General features: G+C 64.0%; 14 protein-coding genes. 9 read left to right on the forward strand and 5 right to left on the reverse strand.

Translation table 11 applies throughout. The features are described from left to right. Nucleotides 1-151 precede the first annotated feature (151 nt). From ACWTU7_RS18115 to ACWTU7_RS18130, 4 genes are read left to right on the forward strand one after another with little or no spacing between them, the layout of a single operon-like run. A complete protein-coding gene (locus ACWTU7_RS18115) occupies nt 152-1411 on the forward strand; it encodes a sarcosine oxidase subunit beta (protein WP_455839411.1) in 1260 nt (419 codons plus the stop codon). An 11-nt stretch (nt 1412-1422) separates the two neighbouring features. After that, nucleotides 1423-1719 (forward strand): sarcosine oxidase subunit delta, encoded by a 297-nt coding sequence (locus ACWTU7_RS18120; protein ID WP_095518537.1) that lies wholly within the window; start codon nt 1423-1425, stop codon nt 1717-1719. Then, nucleotides 1716-4709 carry a sarcosine oxidase subunit alpha gene (locus tag ACWTU7_RS18125; protein WP_455839412.1) on the forward strand — a complete coding sequence of 998 codons (2994 nt, stop codon included), beginning with the start codon at nt 1716-1718 and terminating at the stop codon, nt 4707-4709. The genes ACWTU7_RS18120 and ACWTU7_RS18125 overlap by 4 nt, the downstream gene beginning before the upstream one ends. After that, nucleotides 4702-5304 carry a sarcosine oxidase subunit gamma gene (locus tag ACWTU7_RS18130; protein ID WP_455839413.1) on the forward strand — a complete coding sequence of 201 codons (603 nt, stop codon included), beginning with the start codon at nt 4702-4704 and terminating at the stop codon, nt 5302-5304. The genes ACWTU7_RS18125 and ACWTU7_RS18130 overlap by 8 nt, the downstream gene beginning before the upstream one ends. Nucleotides 5305-5341: 37 nt before the next feature. Here ACWTU7_RS18130 and ACWTU7_RS18135 read toward each other — a convergent pair whose 3' ends face one another. Beyond that, nucleotides 5342-6046, reverse strand: a complete 705-nt coding sequence (locus ACWTU7_RS18135) for a nitroreductase (protein WP_455839414.1) — start codon at nt 6044-6046, stop codon at nt 5342-5344. 304 nt (nt 6047-6350) lie between these two features. On the opposite strand from ACWTU7_RS18135, the gene ACWTU7_RS18140 reads away from it, so the two are divergent. The 5 genes from ACWTU7_RS18140 to ACWTU7_RS18160 all read left to right on the forward strand — a co-directional run bounded on the left by ACWTU7_RS18140 (nt 6351) and on the right by ACWTU7_RS18160 (nt 14045). Continuing rightward, nucleotides 6351-6944, forward strand: coding sequence for a helix-turn-helix domain-containing protein (locus ACWTU7_RS18140; protein ID WP_455839415.1), 594 nt, complete (start codon nt 6351-6353; stop codon nt 6942-6944). 99 nt (nt 6945-7043) lie between these two features. Next, nucleotides 7044-9497: a GcvT family protein gene (locus ACWTU7_RS18145; RefSeq protein ID WP_455839416.1), complete on the forward strand. Its 2454-nt coding sequence runs from the start codon at nt 7044-7046 to the stop codon at nt 9495-9497. After that, nucleotides 9494-10393: a homocysteine S-methyltransferase family protein gene (locus ACWTU7_RS18150; RefSeq protein ID WP_455839417.1), complete on the forward strand. Its 900-nt coding sequence runs from the start codon at nt 9494-9496 to the stop codon at nt 10391-10393. Before ACWTU7_RS18145 ends, ACWTU7_RS18150 begins: the two co-directional genes overlap by 4 nt. Then, nucleotides 10393-11574 carry a pyridoxal phosphate-dependent aminotransferase gene (locus ACWTU7_RS18155; RefSeq protein WP_455839418.1) on the forward strand — a complete coding sequence of 394 codons (1182 nt, stop codon included), beginning with the start codon at nt 10393-10395 and terminating at the stop codon, nt 11572-11574. The genes ACWTU7_RS18150 and ACWTU7_RS18155 overlap by 1 nt, the downstream gene beginning before the upstream one ends. Continuing rightward, nucleotides 11571-14045, forward strand: a complete 2475-nt coding sequence (locus tag ACWTU7_RS18160; RefSeq protein WP_455839419.1) for a GcvT family protein — start codon at nt 11571-11573, stop codon at nt 14043-14045. The genes ACWTU7_RS18155 and ACWTU7_RS18160 overlap by 4 nt, the downstream gene beginning before the upstream one ends. Nucleotide 14046: 1 nt before the next feature. On the opposite strand, the gene ACWTU7_RS18165 is transcribed toward ACWTU7_RS18160, so the two are convergent. Genes ACWTU7_RS18165 through ACWTU7_RS18180 form a run of 4 tightly spaced genes read right to left on the reverse strand, consistent with a single transcriptional unit; the run spans nt 14047 to nt 17919 of the window. Beyond that, nucleotides 14047-14634, reverse strand: coding sequence for an NAD(P)H-dependent oxidoreductase (locus tag ACWTU7_RS18165; RefSeq protein ID WP_455839420.1), 588 nt, complete (start codon nt 14632-14634; stop codon nt 14047-14049). Next, the gene (locus tag ACWTU7_RS18170; RefSeq protein WP_455839421.1) at nt 14634-15215 is read right to left on the reverse strand and encodes an NAD(P)H-dependent oxidoreductase; all 582 of its coding nucleotides are present in this window, start codon (nt 15213-15215) and stop codon (nt 14634-14636) included. Before ACWTU7_RS18170 ends, ACWTU7_RS18165 begins: the two co-directional genes overlap by 1 nt. Then, a complete protein-coding gene (locus ACWTU7_RS18175) occupies nt 15215-16615 on the reverse strand; it encodes an FAD-binding oxidoreductase (RefSeq protein ID WP_455839422.1) in 1401 nt (466 codons plus the stop codon). Before ACWTU7_RS18175 ends, ACWTU7_RS18170 begins: the two co-directional genes overlap by 1 nt. Beyond that, complete coding sequence (locus tag ACWTU7_RS18180; RefSeq protein ID WP_455839423.1) at nt 16612-17919, reverse strand: cytosine deaminase; 1308 nt, start codon at nt 17917-17919, stop codon at nt 16612-16614. Before ACWTU7_RS18180 ends, ACWTU7_RS18175 begins: the two co-directional genes overlap by 4 nt.

Consider the following 17919-nt stretch of genomic DNA (forward strand, 5'->3'; position numbering starts at 1 on the left):
GGGGAGCAAGCCGTCCGCTCTGTCCGGCGGTCTCGGCGTCGGCCAGTCGAAAAGCGATGGCGCAATATTGGCTTTGCGGCAGCGGCCTGCTCTATAGTGTGCCCCATCGCCCAAAACGGATGACAAAAAGCCAGAACGGATAACAAAAAGAATGGCGGAGTATTCGGTCTTTTCGCTTCTCAAAAACGCGCTGACCGGCAACAAGGACTGGAAGCCGGCCTGGCGCAAACCGGACCCTAAGGCGTCCTATGACGTGATTGTCATCGGCGGCGGCGGCCATGGCCTGTCGACCGCCTATTATCTCGCCAAGGAGCACGGCATCACCAATGTCGCCGTGCTGGAGAAGGGCTGGCTCGGATCCGGCAATGTCGGCCGCAACACGACGGCCGTGCGCTCCAACTATCTGCTGCCGGCCAACACGCGCTTCTACGAACATTCGATGAAGCTGTGGGAGAAACTCTCGCACGACCTCAACTACAACGTCATGTTCTCGCAGCGCGGCTGCCTCAACCTCGCGCATACACCCGCCCAGCTCGACGATTTTGCCCGCCGCGGCAACGCCATGCGCCATCTCGGCGTGGACGCCGAACTGATGACCACGGCCGAGATCGCACGCCTGGTGCCGGCGCTGGACGTCTCCGCCACGGCGCGCTTCCCAATCGTCGGCGGCCTGATGCAGCGGCGCGCCGGCACCGCCCGCCACGATGCCGTCGCCTGGGGCTATGCGCGCGGCGCCGACCGTCGTGGCGTCGACATCATCGAGAATTGCGAGGTCACCGGCTTCCTGCGCGACGGCGACCGCATATCAGGCGTCTCGACGTCGCGCGGAGAGATCCGCGCCAAGAAAGTGGCGGTCGCGGTGGCCGGCAGCACCGGGCAAGTCATGCGGCTCGCCGGCATCGATACCATGCCGATCGAGAGCCATGTGCTGCAGGCCTTCGTGACGGAATCGCTGAAGCCGTTCATCAACACGGTTCTGACTTTCGGCATGGGCCATTTCTACATGTCGCAGTCGGACAAGGGCGGGCTTGTCTATGGCGGCGACCTCGACGGCTATAACAGCTACGCCCAGCGCGGCAGTTTGCCTGTTGTCGACGAGGTGATGAGCGAGATGCTGGCACTGTTTCCGGGTCTCGCCCGCGTCCGCATGCTGCGCTCATGGGGCGGCGTCTGCGACATGTCGATGGATGGTTCGCCGATCATCACCACCGGTCCGGTGCCGGGCATGTATCTCAACTGCGGCTGGTGCTACGGCGGTTTCAAGGCGACGCCGGCCTCCGGCTGGTGCTTTGCCTGGACCATCGCCAAGGACGAGCCGCACGACTTTAACGCCCCCTTCACGCTCGACCGTTTCCATCGCGGCCTTGTGATCGACGACAAGGGCCAGGGCGCAACGCCTAGGCTGCATTAGGTAGGACATCGATGCTCATCACCTGCCCCTATTGCGGCCCGCGCGACGTCATCGAGTTCACCTATCAGGGCGATGGCAACCGCGAGCGCCCTCAGCCTGCCTCCCAAAACCTCGATGCCTGGAACGCCTATGTCTACAACAGGTTGAACCCGGCGGGCGACCACAACGAGATCTGGCAGCATTCCGGCGGCTGCCGCGCCCACCTCAGGGTCGTGCGCAACACGCTGACACACGAGGTCTCCAGCGTCGCCTTCGCGCGCGGCGATCACAAATCCGCCGCGCGCCACAAGGCGGAGGGCAAGCCATGAGCCCGCGCCGCACCGATGCCGGCGGCCGGATCGACCGGCTGCGAACCATCCGGTTCACCTTCGACGGCGCGCCCTACACCGGTCATGCCGGCGACACGCTTGCCTCGGCGCTGCTGGCCAACGGTGTCACCCTGTTCGGGCGCTCGTTCAAATATCACCGCCCGCGCGGCGTGCTGACATCAGGCGTCGAAGAGCCGAACGCCCTGGTGACGGTGCTGCGGGGCGAGGTTCGCGAGCCCAACATTGCCGCGACCACGGTCGAGATCTATGACGGGCTGACCGCCGTCAGCCAGAACCGCTTTCCATCGCTGTCCTGGGATCTCAGCGCCGCCAACCAGCTCGGCGGCAAGCTTCTGTCTGCCGGCTTCTATTATAAGACCTTCATGGGACCTGCGATCGGCCCGCTGAAAGGCACGCGTTTCTGGATGTTGTGCGAGCATTTCATCCGCCGCGCCGCCGGTCTCGGCCGTGCTGGGATCGCTGCCGACACGGCGCGCTATGAGCGCATGAACGCTTTCTGCGATGTGCTGGTGGTCGGCTCCGGTCCGGCCGGGCTGATGGCTGCGAGGGCCGCCGCCGATCAGGGCGCGCGTGTCATCCTCAGCGAGCTCGAACCGCATTTCGGCGGCTCGGCCAACTGGTCGGGCGAGACGATCGACGGCATGCCGGCCGCCGACTGGGCAGCGCGAGCCGCCGGCCAGCTCGAAGGCTATGACAATGCCCGCCTGCTGCCGCGCACCACGGTCTGGGGCTACTACGATGGCAACACGCTCGCCGCGCTCGAACGGGTCACCGATCATAAGGAGAGGCCCGGCAAGGGCGAACCGCGCCATCGCTACTGGACCATCCGCGCCAAATCGGTGGTGCTGGCCACCGGCTCCTTCGAGCGGCCGCTGGTGTTTCCGGGTAACGACCGGCCGGGTGTGATGCTGGCGCATGCCGCCGAGCGCTACGCCAACGAGTACGGCGTGCTGCCGGGCAACAGGATCGCGCTCTTCACCAACAATGACAGCGCCTATCGCTCCGCGCTTGCGCTGAAGAAGGCCGGTGCGGCGATCGTCGCCATCGTCGACGTGCGGCCGGAGCTTTCGAGCGAGATGCGCGAGCTCGCCGACGAAGTGGAGGCCAAGAACCTTTCCGCTCACGCCGTGGTCGCCACCGAAGGCGGCAAGGCGTTGTCCGGCATCAAGGTGCAGCGCTTCGACATGACCAACGGCGCGCTTGCCGGCGACGCGCGCAGCATTCAAGCCGACTGCCTGCTGATGTCGGGAGGCTGGTCGCCGACCATCCATCTGGCCAGCCAGGCCGGCGCCAAGGCGGAATGGAATGCCGCCAGACAAGCCTTCCTACCACCGAACGCGACGCAGCGATGGATTGGCGCCGGCGCCTTCACCGGCAGCTTTTCCACCGCCGAGGCAATCGCCGAAGGCCGCGCCGCCGGCCTTTCCGCGGCGGGTGGAACGGGCACGCCAGCGGCCTTGCCGGTCGTCGAAGCCGCACCCGGCGATCCCGATCCGGCGCCGGTGTTCGAAATCAAGGCTGATGGAAAAAGCTTCGTCGATTTCCAGCACGACGTGACCGCGGAGGATGTGCGGCTGGCGCATCGCGAGGGCTTCATCTCGGTCGAGCACCTGAAGCGCTACACCACGCTCGGCATGGCGACCGACCAGGGCAAGAGCTCCAACATACCGGGCCTCGCCATCATGGCCGAAGCATTGGGCAAGCCGATCCCCGAAGTCGGCACGACACGTTTTCGCCCACCCTTTTCGGCGGTGTCGATTGGCTCACTCGCCGCCGAACGGTTCGGTGATCTGAGGCCCGAGCGGCTGACGCCGATGCATGACTGGCACGTCGCCAACGGCGCGACCATGTATTCGGCCGGCCTCTGGTTTCGCCCGATGATCTACGGCCACGCCGGCGAAACGATCGAGCAGGCCTATGTACGCGAAGCTAAGGCGACGCGCGAGAGCGCCGGCATCGTCGACGTCTCGACGCTGGGCAAGATCGCCGTGCAGGGTCCGGACGCGGCGGAATTCCTCGACCGGGTCTACACCAACATGTTCTCGACGCTGGCCGTCGGCAAGGCCCGCTACGGGCTGATGCTGCGCGAGGACGGCCTTGCCTTCGACGACGGCACGACATGGCGGCTCGGCGAACAGGACTTCTTGATGACCACCACCACCGCCAATGCCGGCAAGGTGATGCAGCACCTGGAATATTTCCTCGACGTCATCTGGCCGGAGCTGAAGGTCCACGTGACCTCGGTGACCGACCAATGGGCGGGTGCGGCGATCGGCGGGCCAAAGGCGCGAGCCATTCTTGCTGCTTGCGTCACCGGCACTGCCGTCGACAACGCCGCACTGCCCTTCATGGGCATCGTGCATGGCAAGATATCAGGCGTGCCGGTAATGATCTGCCGGCTTTCCTTCTCCGGCGAAATGGCCTTCGAAGTTTACTCCGGCGCAGGCTACGGCACCCATGTCTGGGAAGCGTTGATCGAAGCCGGCAAGCCGTTCGGACTGGTGACTTACGGGCTTGAGGCGCTGGGCACGATGCGTATCGAGAAAGGCCACGTCACCGGCGCCGAGATCGACGGCCGCACCACGGCGCGCGACCTGCATCTCGACTGGATGCTGTCCAAGAAGAAGCCCTTCATCGGCTCGGCTATGATGGATCGCGAGGGCCTGATCGCACCCGGCCGTCTGGAACTCGTCGGGCTGATTTCGCTCGACAACCAGCCGCTCAACGGCGGCGCGCATATCGTCGAGGCGCTTGACGAAGCCAATCCGCACGATTCCATCGGCCACATCACCGCTTGCTGCTATTCGCCGGCCATCGGCAAGTACATCGCGCTCGCTTTGGTCAAGGACGGCAAGGCACGGCGCGGCACGCGCGCCCATATCTCCGATCCCCTGCGCAACCGGTTCGGCCCGGTCGAGATCGTCTCCAACCACTTCTTTGATCCGGACGGGAGCCGCATGCATGGTTGAGCGCCAATCACCGCTTGAGCCGGCACCGCTTGAGCCGGAACTGCGCACCGGCTCGCACGGCGATTTCGAACACGGCATCGATGTCATCCTCTCCGAAACCAGGCCGGGGTCGATCCTGCAGCTCGCTGCCTGGCCGGGCCAGGAGAAGGAGTTGATCGCCGGTATCCGCACCGTGACCGGCCTTGCTCTGCCCGATGGCGCCGGCGCCGGCAGCACCGACGGCGTGAGATCGGTGTTCGGTTTCGCGCCAGGAAAATTCACGGTGGTCGACGAGGCCGAGGGCCTGGTGTCGGGCTTTGCCGGTGTCGTGACGCCGGCGATCGGCACGATGACCGACCTGTCGCATGGCCGCACCGCGATCCGCATCGCCGGACCGAAGGCCGAATGGGTGCTGGCGAAATTCTTCGCCATCGACTTCGCGCTGCCGGCCTTTCCGGTCGGTGCCGGCCGTTCGACCATGCATCATGACGTCTTCGCCCAGATCCAGCGCACCGGCGCCGACCAGTTCGACATCTATGTATTCCGGTCGTTTGCGCGCTCGTTCTGGAAGGCGCTCTGTCACGCCAGCGAGGAAGTCGGTTACGAAGTGCAGTAGACCGAGACGGCGCGTCGTCGCCTCACTTGGCGCCATCTCATTTGGCGAACGTCACCCACTCTTCCAGCGGCGCGCGGTCGGTGCGGAACTCGTTTTCGGGCTTGGACGTGTCTTCATGGCCGAGCGCCATGCCGCAGACGACGATCTCCTCGTCTGGAATGTTGAGCACCGGCCTGATCTGCTTGTGGTAGGGTGCAAAGGCGGCCTGCGGGCAAGTGTGCAGGCCCCTGCCCCGTGCCGCCACCATGATATTCTGCAGGAACATGCCGTAATCGATCCACGACCCCTTGTTCAGCCGCCGGTCGACGGTGAAGATCATGCCGACCGGCGCGTCGAAGAAGACGAAGTTGCGGTCGTGCTGCGCGCGCATCCTGTCCACCTCACGCCGGCCGATGCCGAGAACGCTGTAGAGGCCGAAGCCATTGGCCCGCCGCCGGGTGAGATAGGGTTCGAAGAACTGGTCGGGATAGTAGCGATACTCGTCCCACTCGGCCTTTTCGGCACGGATGCCGGAGTTGAGGATGGCATCGGTGATCCGCTGCTTGACCTCGCCCTTGGTCACGTAGACCCGCCAGGGCTGCATGTTGGTGCCCGAAGGGGCGCGCGCGGCAACGGTGAGAATGGCGCGGATCGTCTCGTCGTCGACCATGTCGGGCAGAAACGCCCGGACCGAGCGGCGCGACGTGATCGCCTCGTCGACGATCGCCGCATCATCTGTAATCTTAGTCCTGTTTTCCAGCATGGGCGTCCTTTGCGCCTGACCCGGAACCCGGAATCGATTCCGGAAAGGATCATGCGCCGTCCAGAAAATGAAAGAGCACCATTGCGGGTCCAATTTGACGCGTGGCGCTCTATCGTAAGCCTCGACCGGACGCCCTCACTCGCCGTTCGTGGCCGAGCCTTTGCCTGAACTGCCAAAATGGCGCAAGCAATTCTTGTGGCCCTATGAAAATCCTCTTGATTTTTTCACGAACCTGACGTCTCATGAAATTTGCCCCGACTTTTTCACGAAGGGGATTTCTCACCAAGAAATTTCATCAAGAGAAATGGCTTTGCCCTCAACCGCTGTCAGATCGGAGCAGGAAGACCGCGAACGGCTGCTGGCCGGCGATATCAGGGCGCTGCGCAGGGCGCGCGGTCTGACCCTTGCCGAGATCGGCCTGAAGCTCGGCCGCTCCGTCGGCTGGGTCAGTCAGGTCGAGCGCGGCCTGTCGATACCATCGCTGAGCGATCTCAAAGCCTTTGCGGAATTGTTCGGCGTGCCGGTCAGCCTGTTCTTCAGCCACGACGTGCCTGTGGAGAACGAGCGCGGCGTGGTCGTGCGCGCCGGCAGCCGCCGCACGCTTGGTACAAGCGATTCCGGATTGGTGGAGGAGCTTCTGTCGCCCGATCTCGGCGGTAGCTTCGAAATGCTGCGTTCGGTCTTCGCGCCGGGTGCTGAACTGAAGACCGAAGCGCGCCGGCCGACGGAGGAAGCCGGGTATGTTGCTTCCGGCAGCTTCGACATCGAGATATCAGGCGTCTGGCACCGGCTTGGCGAAGGCGACTCCTTTCGCTTCGACGGCAAGCCGTTCCGCTGGCGCAATCCTGGAGCGGAGCCGGCGGTAGTCATCTGGGTGGTTTCGCCACCTGTTTACTGAATGCATGTCCCCCAACAGTGTGCAGCGGTTTTGGGATAACGACATGCATCAAAACAGAATCAAAGCGCGCTGGACCGCGCTTTAGGTTTGGAGAAAAACATGGCCGGTTTGCCGATCACGGCACGTGTGGTGATCATCGGAGGCGGTGTCGTTGGCTCCTCCTCGCTCTACCATCTCGCCAAGGCGGGCTGGACCGACTGCGTGCTCCTGGAAAAGAATGAGCTCACCTCCGGCTCGACCTGGCATGCGGCCGGCAACGTGCCGACCTTCTCCTCGTCATGGTCGCTGATGAACATGCAGCGCTATTCGACGGAGCTCTATCGCGGGCTGGCCGACGCGGTCGGCTATCCCATGAACTACCACGTCACCGGCTCGCTCAGGCTGGCCCATACAGCCGAGCGCATGCAGGAGTTCCAGCGCGCCAAGGGCATGGGCCGCTATCAGGGCATGGACATCGACGTGATCGGGCTCGACGAGATCAAGCGCCGCTACCCGTTCATCGAAACGCATGAGCTGAAGGGCGCGCTCTACGATCCGAACGATGGCGACATCGACCCGGCGCAGCTGACCCAGGCGCTGGCCAAGGGCGCCCGCGACCTAGGTGCGAAGATCATTCGCTTCTGTCCGGTCACCGGCGTGCGCCGCGAGAACGACGAGTGGGTGGTCGAGACCGCGCAGGGCGAAATCCGCTGCGAGGTGGTCGTCAACGCCGCCGGTTACCGTGCGGCCGAGGTCGGAAAGATGTTCGGCCGCTACGTGCCTATGATGGTGATGAGCCATCAATATATCCTGTTCGAGGAAATCCCCGAACTGGCCGCATGGTCGAAGGAGCAAGGCAAGAAACTGCCGCTGCTGCGCGACGTCGACACCTCCTATTACCTGCGCCAGGAAAAGAACGGCATGAATCTCGGCCCCTATGAGCGCAATTGCCGTGCGCATTGGGTCGGTCACAACGACCCGATGCCAGACGATTTTTCTTTCCAGCTGTTCCCCGACGATCTCGACCGGCTGGAGGACTATCTGGCCGATGCCGTCGCCCGCGTGCCGATCCTTGGCACCGCCGGTCTGTCCAAGGTCATCAACGGCCCGATCCCCTACGCGCCGGACGGCAATCCACTGATCGGGCCGATGCCCGGCGTGCCCAACGCCTTCGAGGCCTGCGTCTTCACCTTCGGCATCGCCCAGGGCGGCGGCGCCGGCAAGGTGCTGGCCGAATGGGTGACTGAGGGCCAGACCGAGTGGGACATGTGGTCCTGCGATCCGCGCCGCTTCACCAGCTTTGCCTCGGCTCCGGATTATTGCGTCGCCAAGGGCATGGAAATCTACGGCAACGAATACGCCATTCAGTTTCCGCGCCATGCCTGGCCGGCTGGGCGCGACCGCAAACTGTCGCCGATCCATGATCGCATCAAGGCGCTCGGCGCCCAGTTCGACGCCTATAATGGCTGGGAGCGCGCCACCTGGTACGCGCAAGCCGGCGACGATGTTTCGGAAGCCGCGACGCTGACCTTCCGTCGCGACGGGCCATGGCAGCATCGCGTCCGCGAAGAATGCCTCGCCGTGCGCGACGCCGCCGGCATTTTGGACCTGCCCGGCTTTTCCCGCTTCAACCTCGACGGCCCTGGCGCTGCGGAATGGCTGAGCCGGCAGGTTACGGGGCTGGTGCCGAAACCCGGCCGCATCGGGCTCGTCTATTTTGCCGACGACAAGGGCCGCATCGTCACCGAAATGTCGGTGGTGCGCCACGATGAGAATTTGATGACGCTGATCACCGCCGCGGTGGCGCAGTGGCACGATTTCGAGTGGCTGAAATGGCGCATGCCGAAGGACGCTTCATTCAAGCTGGTCGACCGGACCGAGGAATACCCCACGCAGATCCTCGCCGGGCCCAATTCGCGAAAAATCCTCGCCGATGTCTGCGCCGCCGACCTTGCTCTGCCCTGGCTGACGCACCAGGAGACGACGGTCGCCGGCCGTTGGGCAAGGCTGGTGCGCGTGTCCTTCGCCGGCGAACTCGGCTGGGAAATCCACACCAAGGTCGACGACACCGCCGCCGTCTTCGACGCTGTCTGGGCGGCCGGCCAGAAGCACGGCCTGAAGCCGTTCGGCATGTACGCGCTGGATTCGCTGCGGCTCGAAAAAGGCTATCGCGCCTGGAAAGGCGACCTGTCGACCGACTATTCGATCCTGCAGGGTGGGTTGGAGCGTTTCGTCAGATGGGACAAGCCCGACTTCCGCGGCAAGGCAGCGCTACAGAACGAGAAGCAGCAGGGCGTCAAGAAACGCTTTGTCACGCTGATCATCGAAAACCCCGGCGACTGCGATGCGCCCACCATGTCGACGCTGTGGCATGACGGCCGGATAGTCGGCGAGACGACGTCCGGCGGCTGGGGTCATCGCATCGACAAATCGATCGCGCTCGGCATGCTGCGCGCCGATCTCACTGAGCCGGGAACCACGGTCGAGGTCGAGATCTTCGGCGAGCGCTTCAAAGCGATCGTGCAGAAGGACGAACCGCTGTGGGATCCAAAGAACGAGAGGTTGCGCGCGTGAAGACGGTTATCCTCACTGACGGCGGCATGGGTCAGGAACTGGTACGCCGCAGCAAGTCCGATCCCACCCCGCTATGGTCGGCCAGGGTGCTGATCGACGAACCGGACCTGGTGCGCGACCTGCATGCGGAGTTCATCCGGGCCGGCGCCCGTGTCATCACCATCAACACCTATTCGGCAACGCCCGAACGGCTGGCGCGGGAGGGCGCGGAAGAGCTGTTCAAGCCGCTGCAGAAGCGCGGCATGGAACTGGCAAGGCAAGCTCGCGACCAGGCCGGCGACGCGGCAATCGCCGGCTGCCTGTCGCCCCTGTTCGGCAGCTACGCGCCGGCACTGACGATATCCTTCCAGGATACGCTCGACATCTACCGCCGCATCGTTGCCGAGCAGGCTGACGGCGTCGATCTGTTCCTGTGCGAGACCATGGCGTCGGCCGAGGAGGCGCGCGCGGCTGTCACCGCGGCGTCGGAAAGCGGCAAACCGGTGTGGGTGTCTTGGACACTTGCCGATCACGGCGCACCACGACTGCGCAGCGGCGAAGCCATTGCGGCTGCGTCGAGCGCTCTCGACGGGCTGCCGGTCGCAGCTAGACTGGTCAATTGCTGCAGGCCCGAAGCGATTGCTGCAGCGTTGCCCGAACTGATCTGCCTCGGCGGCCCGGTCGGCGCCTATGCCAACGGCTTCACCTCGATTGGGGCGCTCAAGCATGGCGGCACCGTGGAAGTGCTGCACGCCCGCCACGACCTTGATCCGGACGCCTATGCAGGCCAGGCAGTCGGCTGGGTTGAGGCCGGCGCCGGCATCGTCGGCGGCTGCTGTGAAGTCGGACCGGCCCACATCGCCGCCCTGCGTGACCGGCTCGAACAGGCCGGCTACGAAATTTCGGGAGTAGCATAATGCCCAGACCATCATCGCGCATTTCCGGCATCGTGCCTTCCGGCAAGGATGGTTGGGAGGTTCATTTCGCTGCCTGGACACGCAAGGAGGCCGGCGAGGACATCATCATGCTGTCGGTTGGCGACCACGACTTCGACACGCCGGCGCAGACGATCGAAGCCTGCGTGACCGCGGTTCGCGCCAGCAACCACCACTACACCCCGCTTCCCGGCATTCCGCGCCTGCGCAAGGCAATGGCGGCGGCGTCGACCGTGTGCACCGGCATTGCGACCAACCCCGACCAGGTCATCGCCACGCCAGGCGGACAGGCAGCGCTTTACGCGGCGGTACAAGCCGTTCTCGACCAGGGCGACCATGCCATCGTGGTGGCGCCCTATTACGCAACCTACCCCAACACGTTCAGTGCAGCGGCCGCCGATTTCACCGTGGTCGAGACACCCGCCGAGGATGGTTTCCAGCCGCGAGCCGCCGACATTCGTGCCGCGCTCCGGCCGAACACGCGCGCCATCCTCATCAATACGCCCAACAACCCGACGGGTGCTGTCTACTCGCGCCAGCGGCTGGAAGACCTGGCGCACATTTGCCGGGAACATGACCTCTGGCTGCTGTCGGACGAGGTCTATTGGACGCTGGGCGGCGGCGAGCACATCTCGCCGCGCTCGCTACCCGGCATGGCGGAACGCACGCTGGTCATCAATTCCATGTCGAAGAGCCACGGCATGACCGGCTGGCGCATGGGCTGGCTGACCGGGCCAGACGATATGATCTCGCTGCTGACCAACCTCAATCTGGTGACGACCTACGGCCTGCCGGCCTTCATCAGCCTCGCTTGCGCCGAGGCGCTGGAAAACGGCTATGGCGTCAAGGAGATCGCCGAACGCTATGCCGCAAGGCGCAGCGTCGTCCTCGACGCAATGCACGGCATGAACAACATCACCGTGCGCGGCTCCGAAGGCGGCATGTATGTCATGCTCGACATCTCGGCCATCGAGCCGGACGACGAGAAATTCGCCTGGGCTTTCCTCGACAAGGAAAAAGTCGGCGTCATGCCGGGCTCGAGTTTCGGCGATGCCGCCGCCGGCCACATCCGCGTCAGCCTCTGCCAGCCCGAGGCGATACTTTTGGAAGCAGCCCTTCGCCTGCGCCGCTTCGCTTCCAACTATCGCCGTGAGGCGGCATGAGCGCCCTGCCCCAGAATACCATCCCGACAAAGGCCATTCCTCCCAAAGCAAGGGCCGTCATCATCGGCGGCGGTGTTTCAGGCTGTTCGGTCGCCTACCATCTGGCCAAGCTCGGCTGGACCGATATCGTGCTGCTCGAACGCAAGCAGCTGACATCGGGCACGACATGGCACGCCGCCGGCTTGATCGGCCAGCTGCGCGGTTCGCAGAACATGACGCGGCTGGCGAAATATTCGGCCGACCTCTACGTCAAGCTCGAAGCCGAGACCGATGTCGGCACCGGCATGCGGCAGGTCGGTTCGATCACCGTGGCGCTGACCGAGGAGCGCAAGCACGAGATTTATAGGCAGGCGTCTCTCGCCCGCGCGTTCGATGTCGACGTGCGCGAGATTTCGCCTGATGAAGTCAAGGAGATGTACCCGCATCTCAACATTTCCGATGTGGTCGGCGCCGTGCATCTGCCGCTCGACGGCCAGTGCGACCCGGCCAATATCGCCATGGCGCTGGCCAAGGGTGCACGCCAGCGCGGTGCGACGATCGTCGAGAACGTGAAGGTAACCAAGGTCCATACCAGGGATAGCCGCGTTACCGGCGTCTCCTGGACGCAAGGCGACGAGCAAGGCATGATCGAAGCCGCTGTCGTCGTCAATTGCGCGGGCATGTGGGCGCGCGAGCTCGGACGCCAGAACGGCGTCACCATCCCGCTGCATGCCTGCGAGCACTTTTACCTCGTCACCGAACCGATCCCCGGCCTGACCCGCCTGCCGGTGCTGCGCGTGCCGGACGAATGCGCCTACTACAAGGAAGACGCCGGCAAGATGATGCTCGGCGCCTTCGAGCCGGTGGCCAAGCCATGGGGCATGGACGGCATCCGCGAAGATTTCTGCTTCGACCAGTTGCCGGAGGATTTCGAGCATTTCGAGCCGATCCTTGAAATGGGCGTCAACCGGATGCCGATGCTGGCCAGCGCCGGCATCCACACTTTCTTCAACGGTCCCGAGAGTTTTACGCCTGATGATCGCTACTATCTCGGCGAGGCGCCGGAGCTTTCCGGCTACTGGATGGCGACCGGCTATAATTCGATAGGCATCGTTTCCTCCGGCGGCGCCGGTATGGCCCTGGCGCAATGGATCAATGACGGCGAGGCACCCTTCGATCTGTGGGAGGTCGACATCCGCCGCGCCCAGCCGTTCCAGAAGAACCGCCGCTACCTGAAGGAGCGCGTCTCCGAGACGCTCGGCCTGCTCTATGCCGACCATTTTCCGTACCGCCAGATGGCGACCTCGCGGAACGTCAGACGCTCGCCGCTGCACGAACATCTGAAGGCGCGCGGTGCGGTGTTCGGCGAGGTTGCCGGCTGGGAGCGCGCCAACTGGTTCGCCAGGCCCGGCCAGGAGCGCGAATACCGCTATTCATGGAAGCGGCAGAACTGGTTCGACAACCAGCGCGAGGAACATCTGGCCGTCCGAAACGGCGTCGGCCTGTTCGACATGACCTCGTTCGGCAAGATCCGTGTCGAGGGCCGCGATGCCTGCGCCTTCCTGCAGAAACTCTGCGCCAACGACATGGACGTGGCGCCGGGCAAGATCGTCTATACCCAGATGCTCAACCAGCGCGGCGGTATCGAGAGCGATCTCACCGTCTCACGGCTATCTGAAACGGCCTACTTCCTGGTCGTGCCTGGCGCGACGCTGCAGCGCGATCTCGCGTGGCTAAAAAAACACCTCTCCCATGAATTCGTCGTCATCACCGATGTCACCGCTGCCGAAGCCGTGCTTTGCCTGATGGGTCCGGATGCGAGGAAGCTGATTCAAAAGCTGAGCCCGAACGATTTCTCCAACGAAACCAACCCGTTCGGGACGTTTCAGGAGATTGAAATCGGCATGGGGCTGGCCCGCGCCCACCGTGTAACCTATGTCGGCGAACTGGGCTGGGAGCTTTATGTCTCGACCGACCAGGCCGCCCACGTGTTCGAGGCGATCGAGGAGGCCGGCGCCGATGTCAGCCTAAAACTCTGCGGCCTGCACACGCTGGATTCCTGCCGCATCGAAAAGGCCTTCCGGCACTTCGGCCACGACATCACCGATGAGGACAATGTGCTGGAGGCAGGCCTAGGCTTCGCAGTGAAGACCGCCAAGGGCGATTTCCTTGGCCGCGACGCCGTGCTGAGAAAAAAAGAAACCGGATTGGACCGGCGGCTGCTGCAGTTCCGCCTGAAAGACACGCAACCCTTGCTCTTTCACAATGAGGCGATCCTGCGCGACGGCAAGATCGTCGGCCCGATCACCTCGGGCAATTACGGCCATCATCTCGGCGGCGCCATCGGCCTCGGCTACGTGCCTTGCAAGGGCGAGAGCGAGGCGGACGTGCTGTCGTCGTGCTACGCGATCGAAATCGCCGGCGAGCGCTTCGCCGCCGAGGCATCGCTGAAGCCGATGTATGATCCGAAATCGGAACGGGTGCGGATGTAGCTCAGAAGCGCTCCAGCTTCGTTCGCACTCTCTCCAGGAACGCCGCCCTCGTCTTCGGTGTCGATGAGTCCATCAGGTAGTGCGCCAGAAAGAACGTCCTGCAGCGGGTGGCGCAGAGTGCCCGCATGCCGCGCAGGATTGTCTTGCGTCCCGGCTGGCCGACGACGACGCTCCACCAGGTCGGTGCGCCGCAGGTCGTGATCACCCCGATCTTCGTCACATGCCTCATCAGCGACTGAATCCGTCGCTTGCCGGCCGGCAGCCGGAAGGCGACGTCGGTCGCCCAGACCCGGTCGAGCCAGCCCTTCAGCATCGCCGGCAGCCCATACCACCATGTCGGATAGATAAAGAGGATTGCCTGGGCCCAGTTGAGATTTTCGATGTGCGGCTTGAGCGCCGGATCCTGTGGGGCGTGTTCATTATAGGAGCGTCGCTCGCCGCAGCCCATGACCGGATCGAAATTTTCCGCATAGAGGTCGAGCAGCCGCACCTCCCAGCCCCTCGCCTTCAGCACCTCGATGGCACGATCCCGGATCGAGGCGCAAAAGCTTTCCGGGACCGGATGGCAGTAAACCACCAGGACCCGCATCAGAAGGCATCCATGCTGGCGGCGACTTTCGCCGTGAATCTCTTCCGCGTTTCATCGGTCGACAGGTTCATCGAATAATGCGCAAGATAGGACACGGAGGCACCTGGCTTGACCGTGGCGCGCAACACACGCTTGACCAGCTTGCGCGGCGGGTCGCCCATCAGCATTGCGTGCAACCGGCTGCCGCCATAGGTGGTGACCGCCGCCAGCTTGCGGATGTTGTGCAGCGACGGCTGCACCTTGCCATTGACCAGCTTGAACGAGACGCCGGGCAGGAAGACGCGGTCGAAAAAGCCTTTCAGGATCGCCGGATAGCCGAAGTTCCACACCGGAAACGACAGCACCAGCGCCTCGGCCCGCAGCAGGCGCTCGACATAGGGCGCTGCCGGATCACCGGCGCCGCGATCGTCGTGATAACCGAGCCGCTCGGTCCGCGTCAGCCGGGGATCGAAATTCTCGGCATAGAGATCGCAGTCGTCGACGGCGTGGCCGGCTGCCGTCAGCCGCTCGACGATCACCTTGTGCAAACCGGCATTGAAGCTGGTCTCGACCGGATGGGCGTAGAGAACGAGGATGTTCATCACCCCGCCTTCTGCAACCCCTTGAACAGGAACGACTTGCCCGAGCGATAATCGTAGTCCGGGTTTTCCCAGGCGATCATCTTGCCTGGATTGAGCAGCCCTTGCGGATCGGTCTCGCGCTTGAAGGCGAGCTGCACCTCGTCCGTCTGCTTCATGCCGCCCTCTTCCAGCGTGTAGCGGTGCGGGTTGAAGACCCAGCAGCCATTCTCTTCGTGGATGCGGATGATCTCGTCGAGCCGCTCGGCCGTCGTGAAGCGGATCAGCGGCAGTCCGGCCACGCCGATCGCGCCGTCGAAGCGGATAAATTCGAGATGTGTCGGCACTTCGTCGCCGAAGCGGTCGATCATCGCCTTGACGTAAGCGAGGTGATCCGGCGAAGGATAGCGGGTCTGCAGATAGGTAATCGTCGGGTCGACCCTGATGGCGCGCAGCGTCGTATGGTTCCAGGTCAGCTCATAGACCGGCGGCAGGCCCTTGAGATCGGCCTCCTTGTCGGCGCGGAAGACGATCTCGCCCTTGCTGCGCGCAGTAAGAGCGACAAAGGCGTCCATGGCATGCGGCGCGATCATGCAGACGACGATGCTTTGCTCGCGCCTGAAAAACCGCTGGTGCCGCTTGAAATAATCGTAAGGGATGGGCGCGGCGATCGGCGTGATCAGCTTCGCTAGAATGCCGTCCTGAATGGCGAGATCATTGCCGAAGCCGGCCGCATCCATGAAATCGTCGAAGCCGACGATGACGTCGATCCAGTCGTAAGATGCGGTCAGCGGCATCTCGACCTCGGTGATGATGCCGTTGGTGCCGTAGGCATGCATCACCTTCAGCACCTCCTCGCCGGTAAGATCCATGATGCGAGGCTCCGCCTCCATCGTCACGGTCCTGAGCCGGATGACATTGCCGAGGTCGCGCAGCCCACCCCAGCGGATCGAGCCGACGCCGCCCGATCCGCCGGCGACGAAACCGCCGATCGACGCGGTGTTATAGGTCGATGGCGACATTCGCAGCTCCTGGCCGGAATGCGCGCGCGTCGCCCTGTCGATGTCGGCGAGGACGGCACCGGGTCCGGTCACGACGCGGCCGGGCGCGATCGTCTTGACTGCATTCATTTCGGCGAGATTGAGCACGACGCCGCCGGACAAAGGCATCGCCTGCCCGTAATTGCCGGTGCCGCTGCCGCGCGGCGTCACCGGCACGCCATGCCGGTGACAGGCGGCAAGCACTCGGATCACCTCGTCTTCCGTCTTCGGCGTCACGATCAGATCGCCGGTCACATGGTCGAGCTGTTGCTTCAGCACCGGGCTGTACCAGTAGAAGTCACGGCTCTTTTGCTGGACGATCGCCGGATGGTCGTCGATCTTCAGACCGTCGAGATCGCGTTTGAGCGTAGCCAGCTCCATCATCCCACCATCAGATCATCGAGTTCGGCATAATCGGGCAATTGGCGCTCGATGGCGCGGCCGTCGCGCACCACGATGCGATCCGATTCAGGCCGCGACAGCAATTCCGTCCAGCTCCGCCCCTTGAAGACGACGAAATCGGCGGCGCCGCCGGCTGCAAGGGTGCCGAAACCGTCGAGCCGCATCACCTGGGCCGGCGTTGAAGTCACCGCCTGTGGCCAATCGCCGACCGGGTGATCGAAATGCAGGATGCGCGTCGCCATGCGGTAGACCTCCAGCATGTCGAGATCGCCATAGGCGTAGAACGGATCTCGGGTATTGTCGGAGGCGACGGCGACAGGAATGCCGCGCGCTTTCATCTCGTGCAGCAGCGTCACGCCACGCCAGCGCGGCGTGGTCTTGTCGCCGCGCCGGTCCTGCAGATAGAGATTGCACATCGGCAGCGACACCACGGCAAGCCTCGCCTTCGCCACCTTATCCAGCGTGTCGAGCACATCGAGATCGGGCTGGCGTGCCAGCGAGCAGCAGTGGCCGACGAGGATGTTTCCCTCAAAACCGTTCCACAAGGCCGCCTCGGCGATCTTCTTCAGCGAGATCGCCGAGATATCGTCAGTCTCGTCGGCGTGGAAATCGAGGTCGAGGCCATGCTTGATCGCCTGCGCGAACACCTGGTCGAGAAGCTCTTCCAGGTCCGGCAGCATATAGGTGACGACGCCGAGCACGCCGTTGGCCGCGGCGACGCGTTTGGCCAGCCTTTCGAACCACTTCCTGTCGCGCACGCCTTCGATGCCAAGCAGGCAGGCCGCCTGCAGCTCGATGCGGCCACGCCATTTCTCCCGTATCGTCTCGAACACCGGCCAGGAGATCTCTTCCTGCGGCGCGACGCTGTCGAGATGGGTTCGCATAGCCCTGGTGCCGTGCGCGTAGGCTGAGCGCAGCGAAAAAGCCATGCGGCGGGCAACGTCGTCTGCGCTCCAGCGGGCAGCGCGATCGGCGCCGGTGGCGTTCAACGCGCCCATGAACGTGCCGTCCGGATTGGGTTTTCGAGGCCAGATATGGCCCTTGTCGATATGCGTGTGGCAGTCGACGAAGCACGGCATGACGACGCGGCCGCCGAGGTCGGCGGCAGCTGCGGGCGAATTGGACTGGCGATGCGCGACGATGCTGGAGATTTTGCCGTCGGCGACGGCGATATCGCCGAGCGCAAAGCCGTCGGCATCGAAGGCTGCGGCAAGGCCCGGCGTCAGTGATGCGTGAAGCCGGACGTTGGTGAGATGGTAAGGACCAGAGGCCGGTATCTCCAACAT

This window comes from Mesorhizobium sp. BHscii (assembly GCF_053848065.1).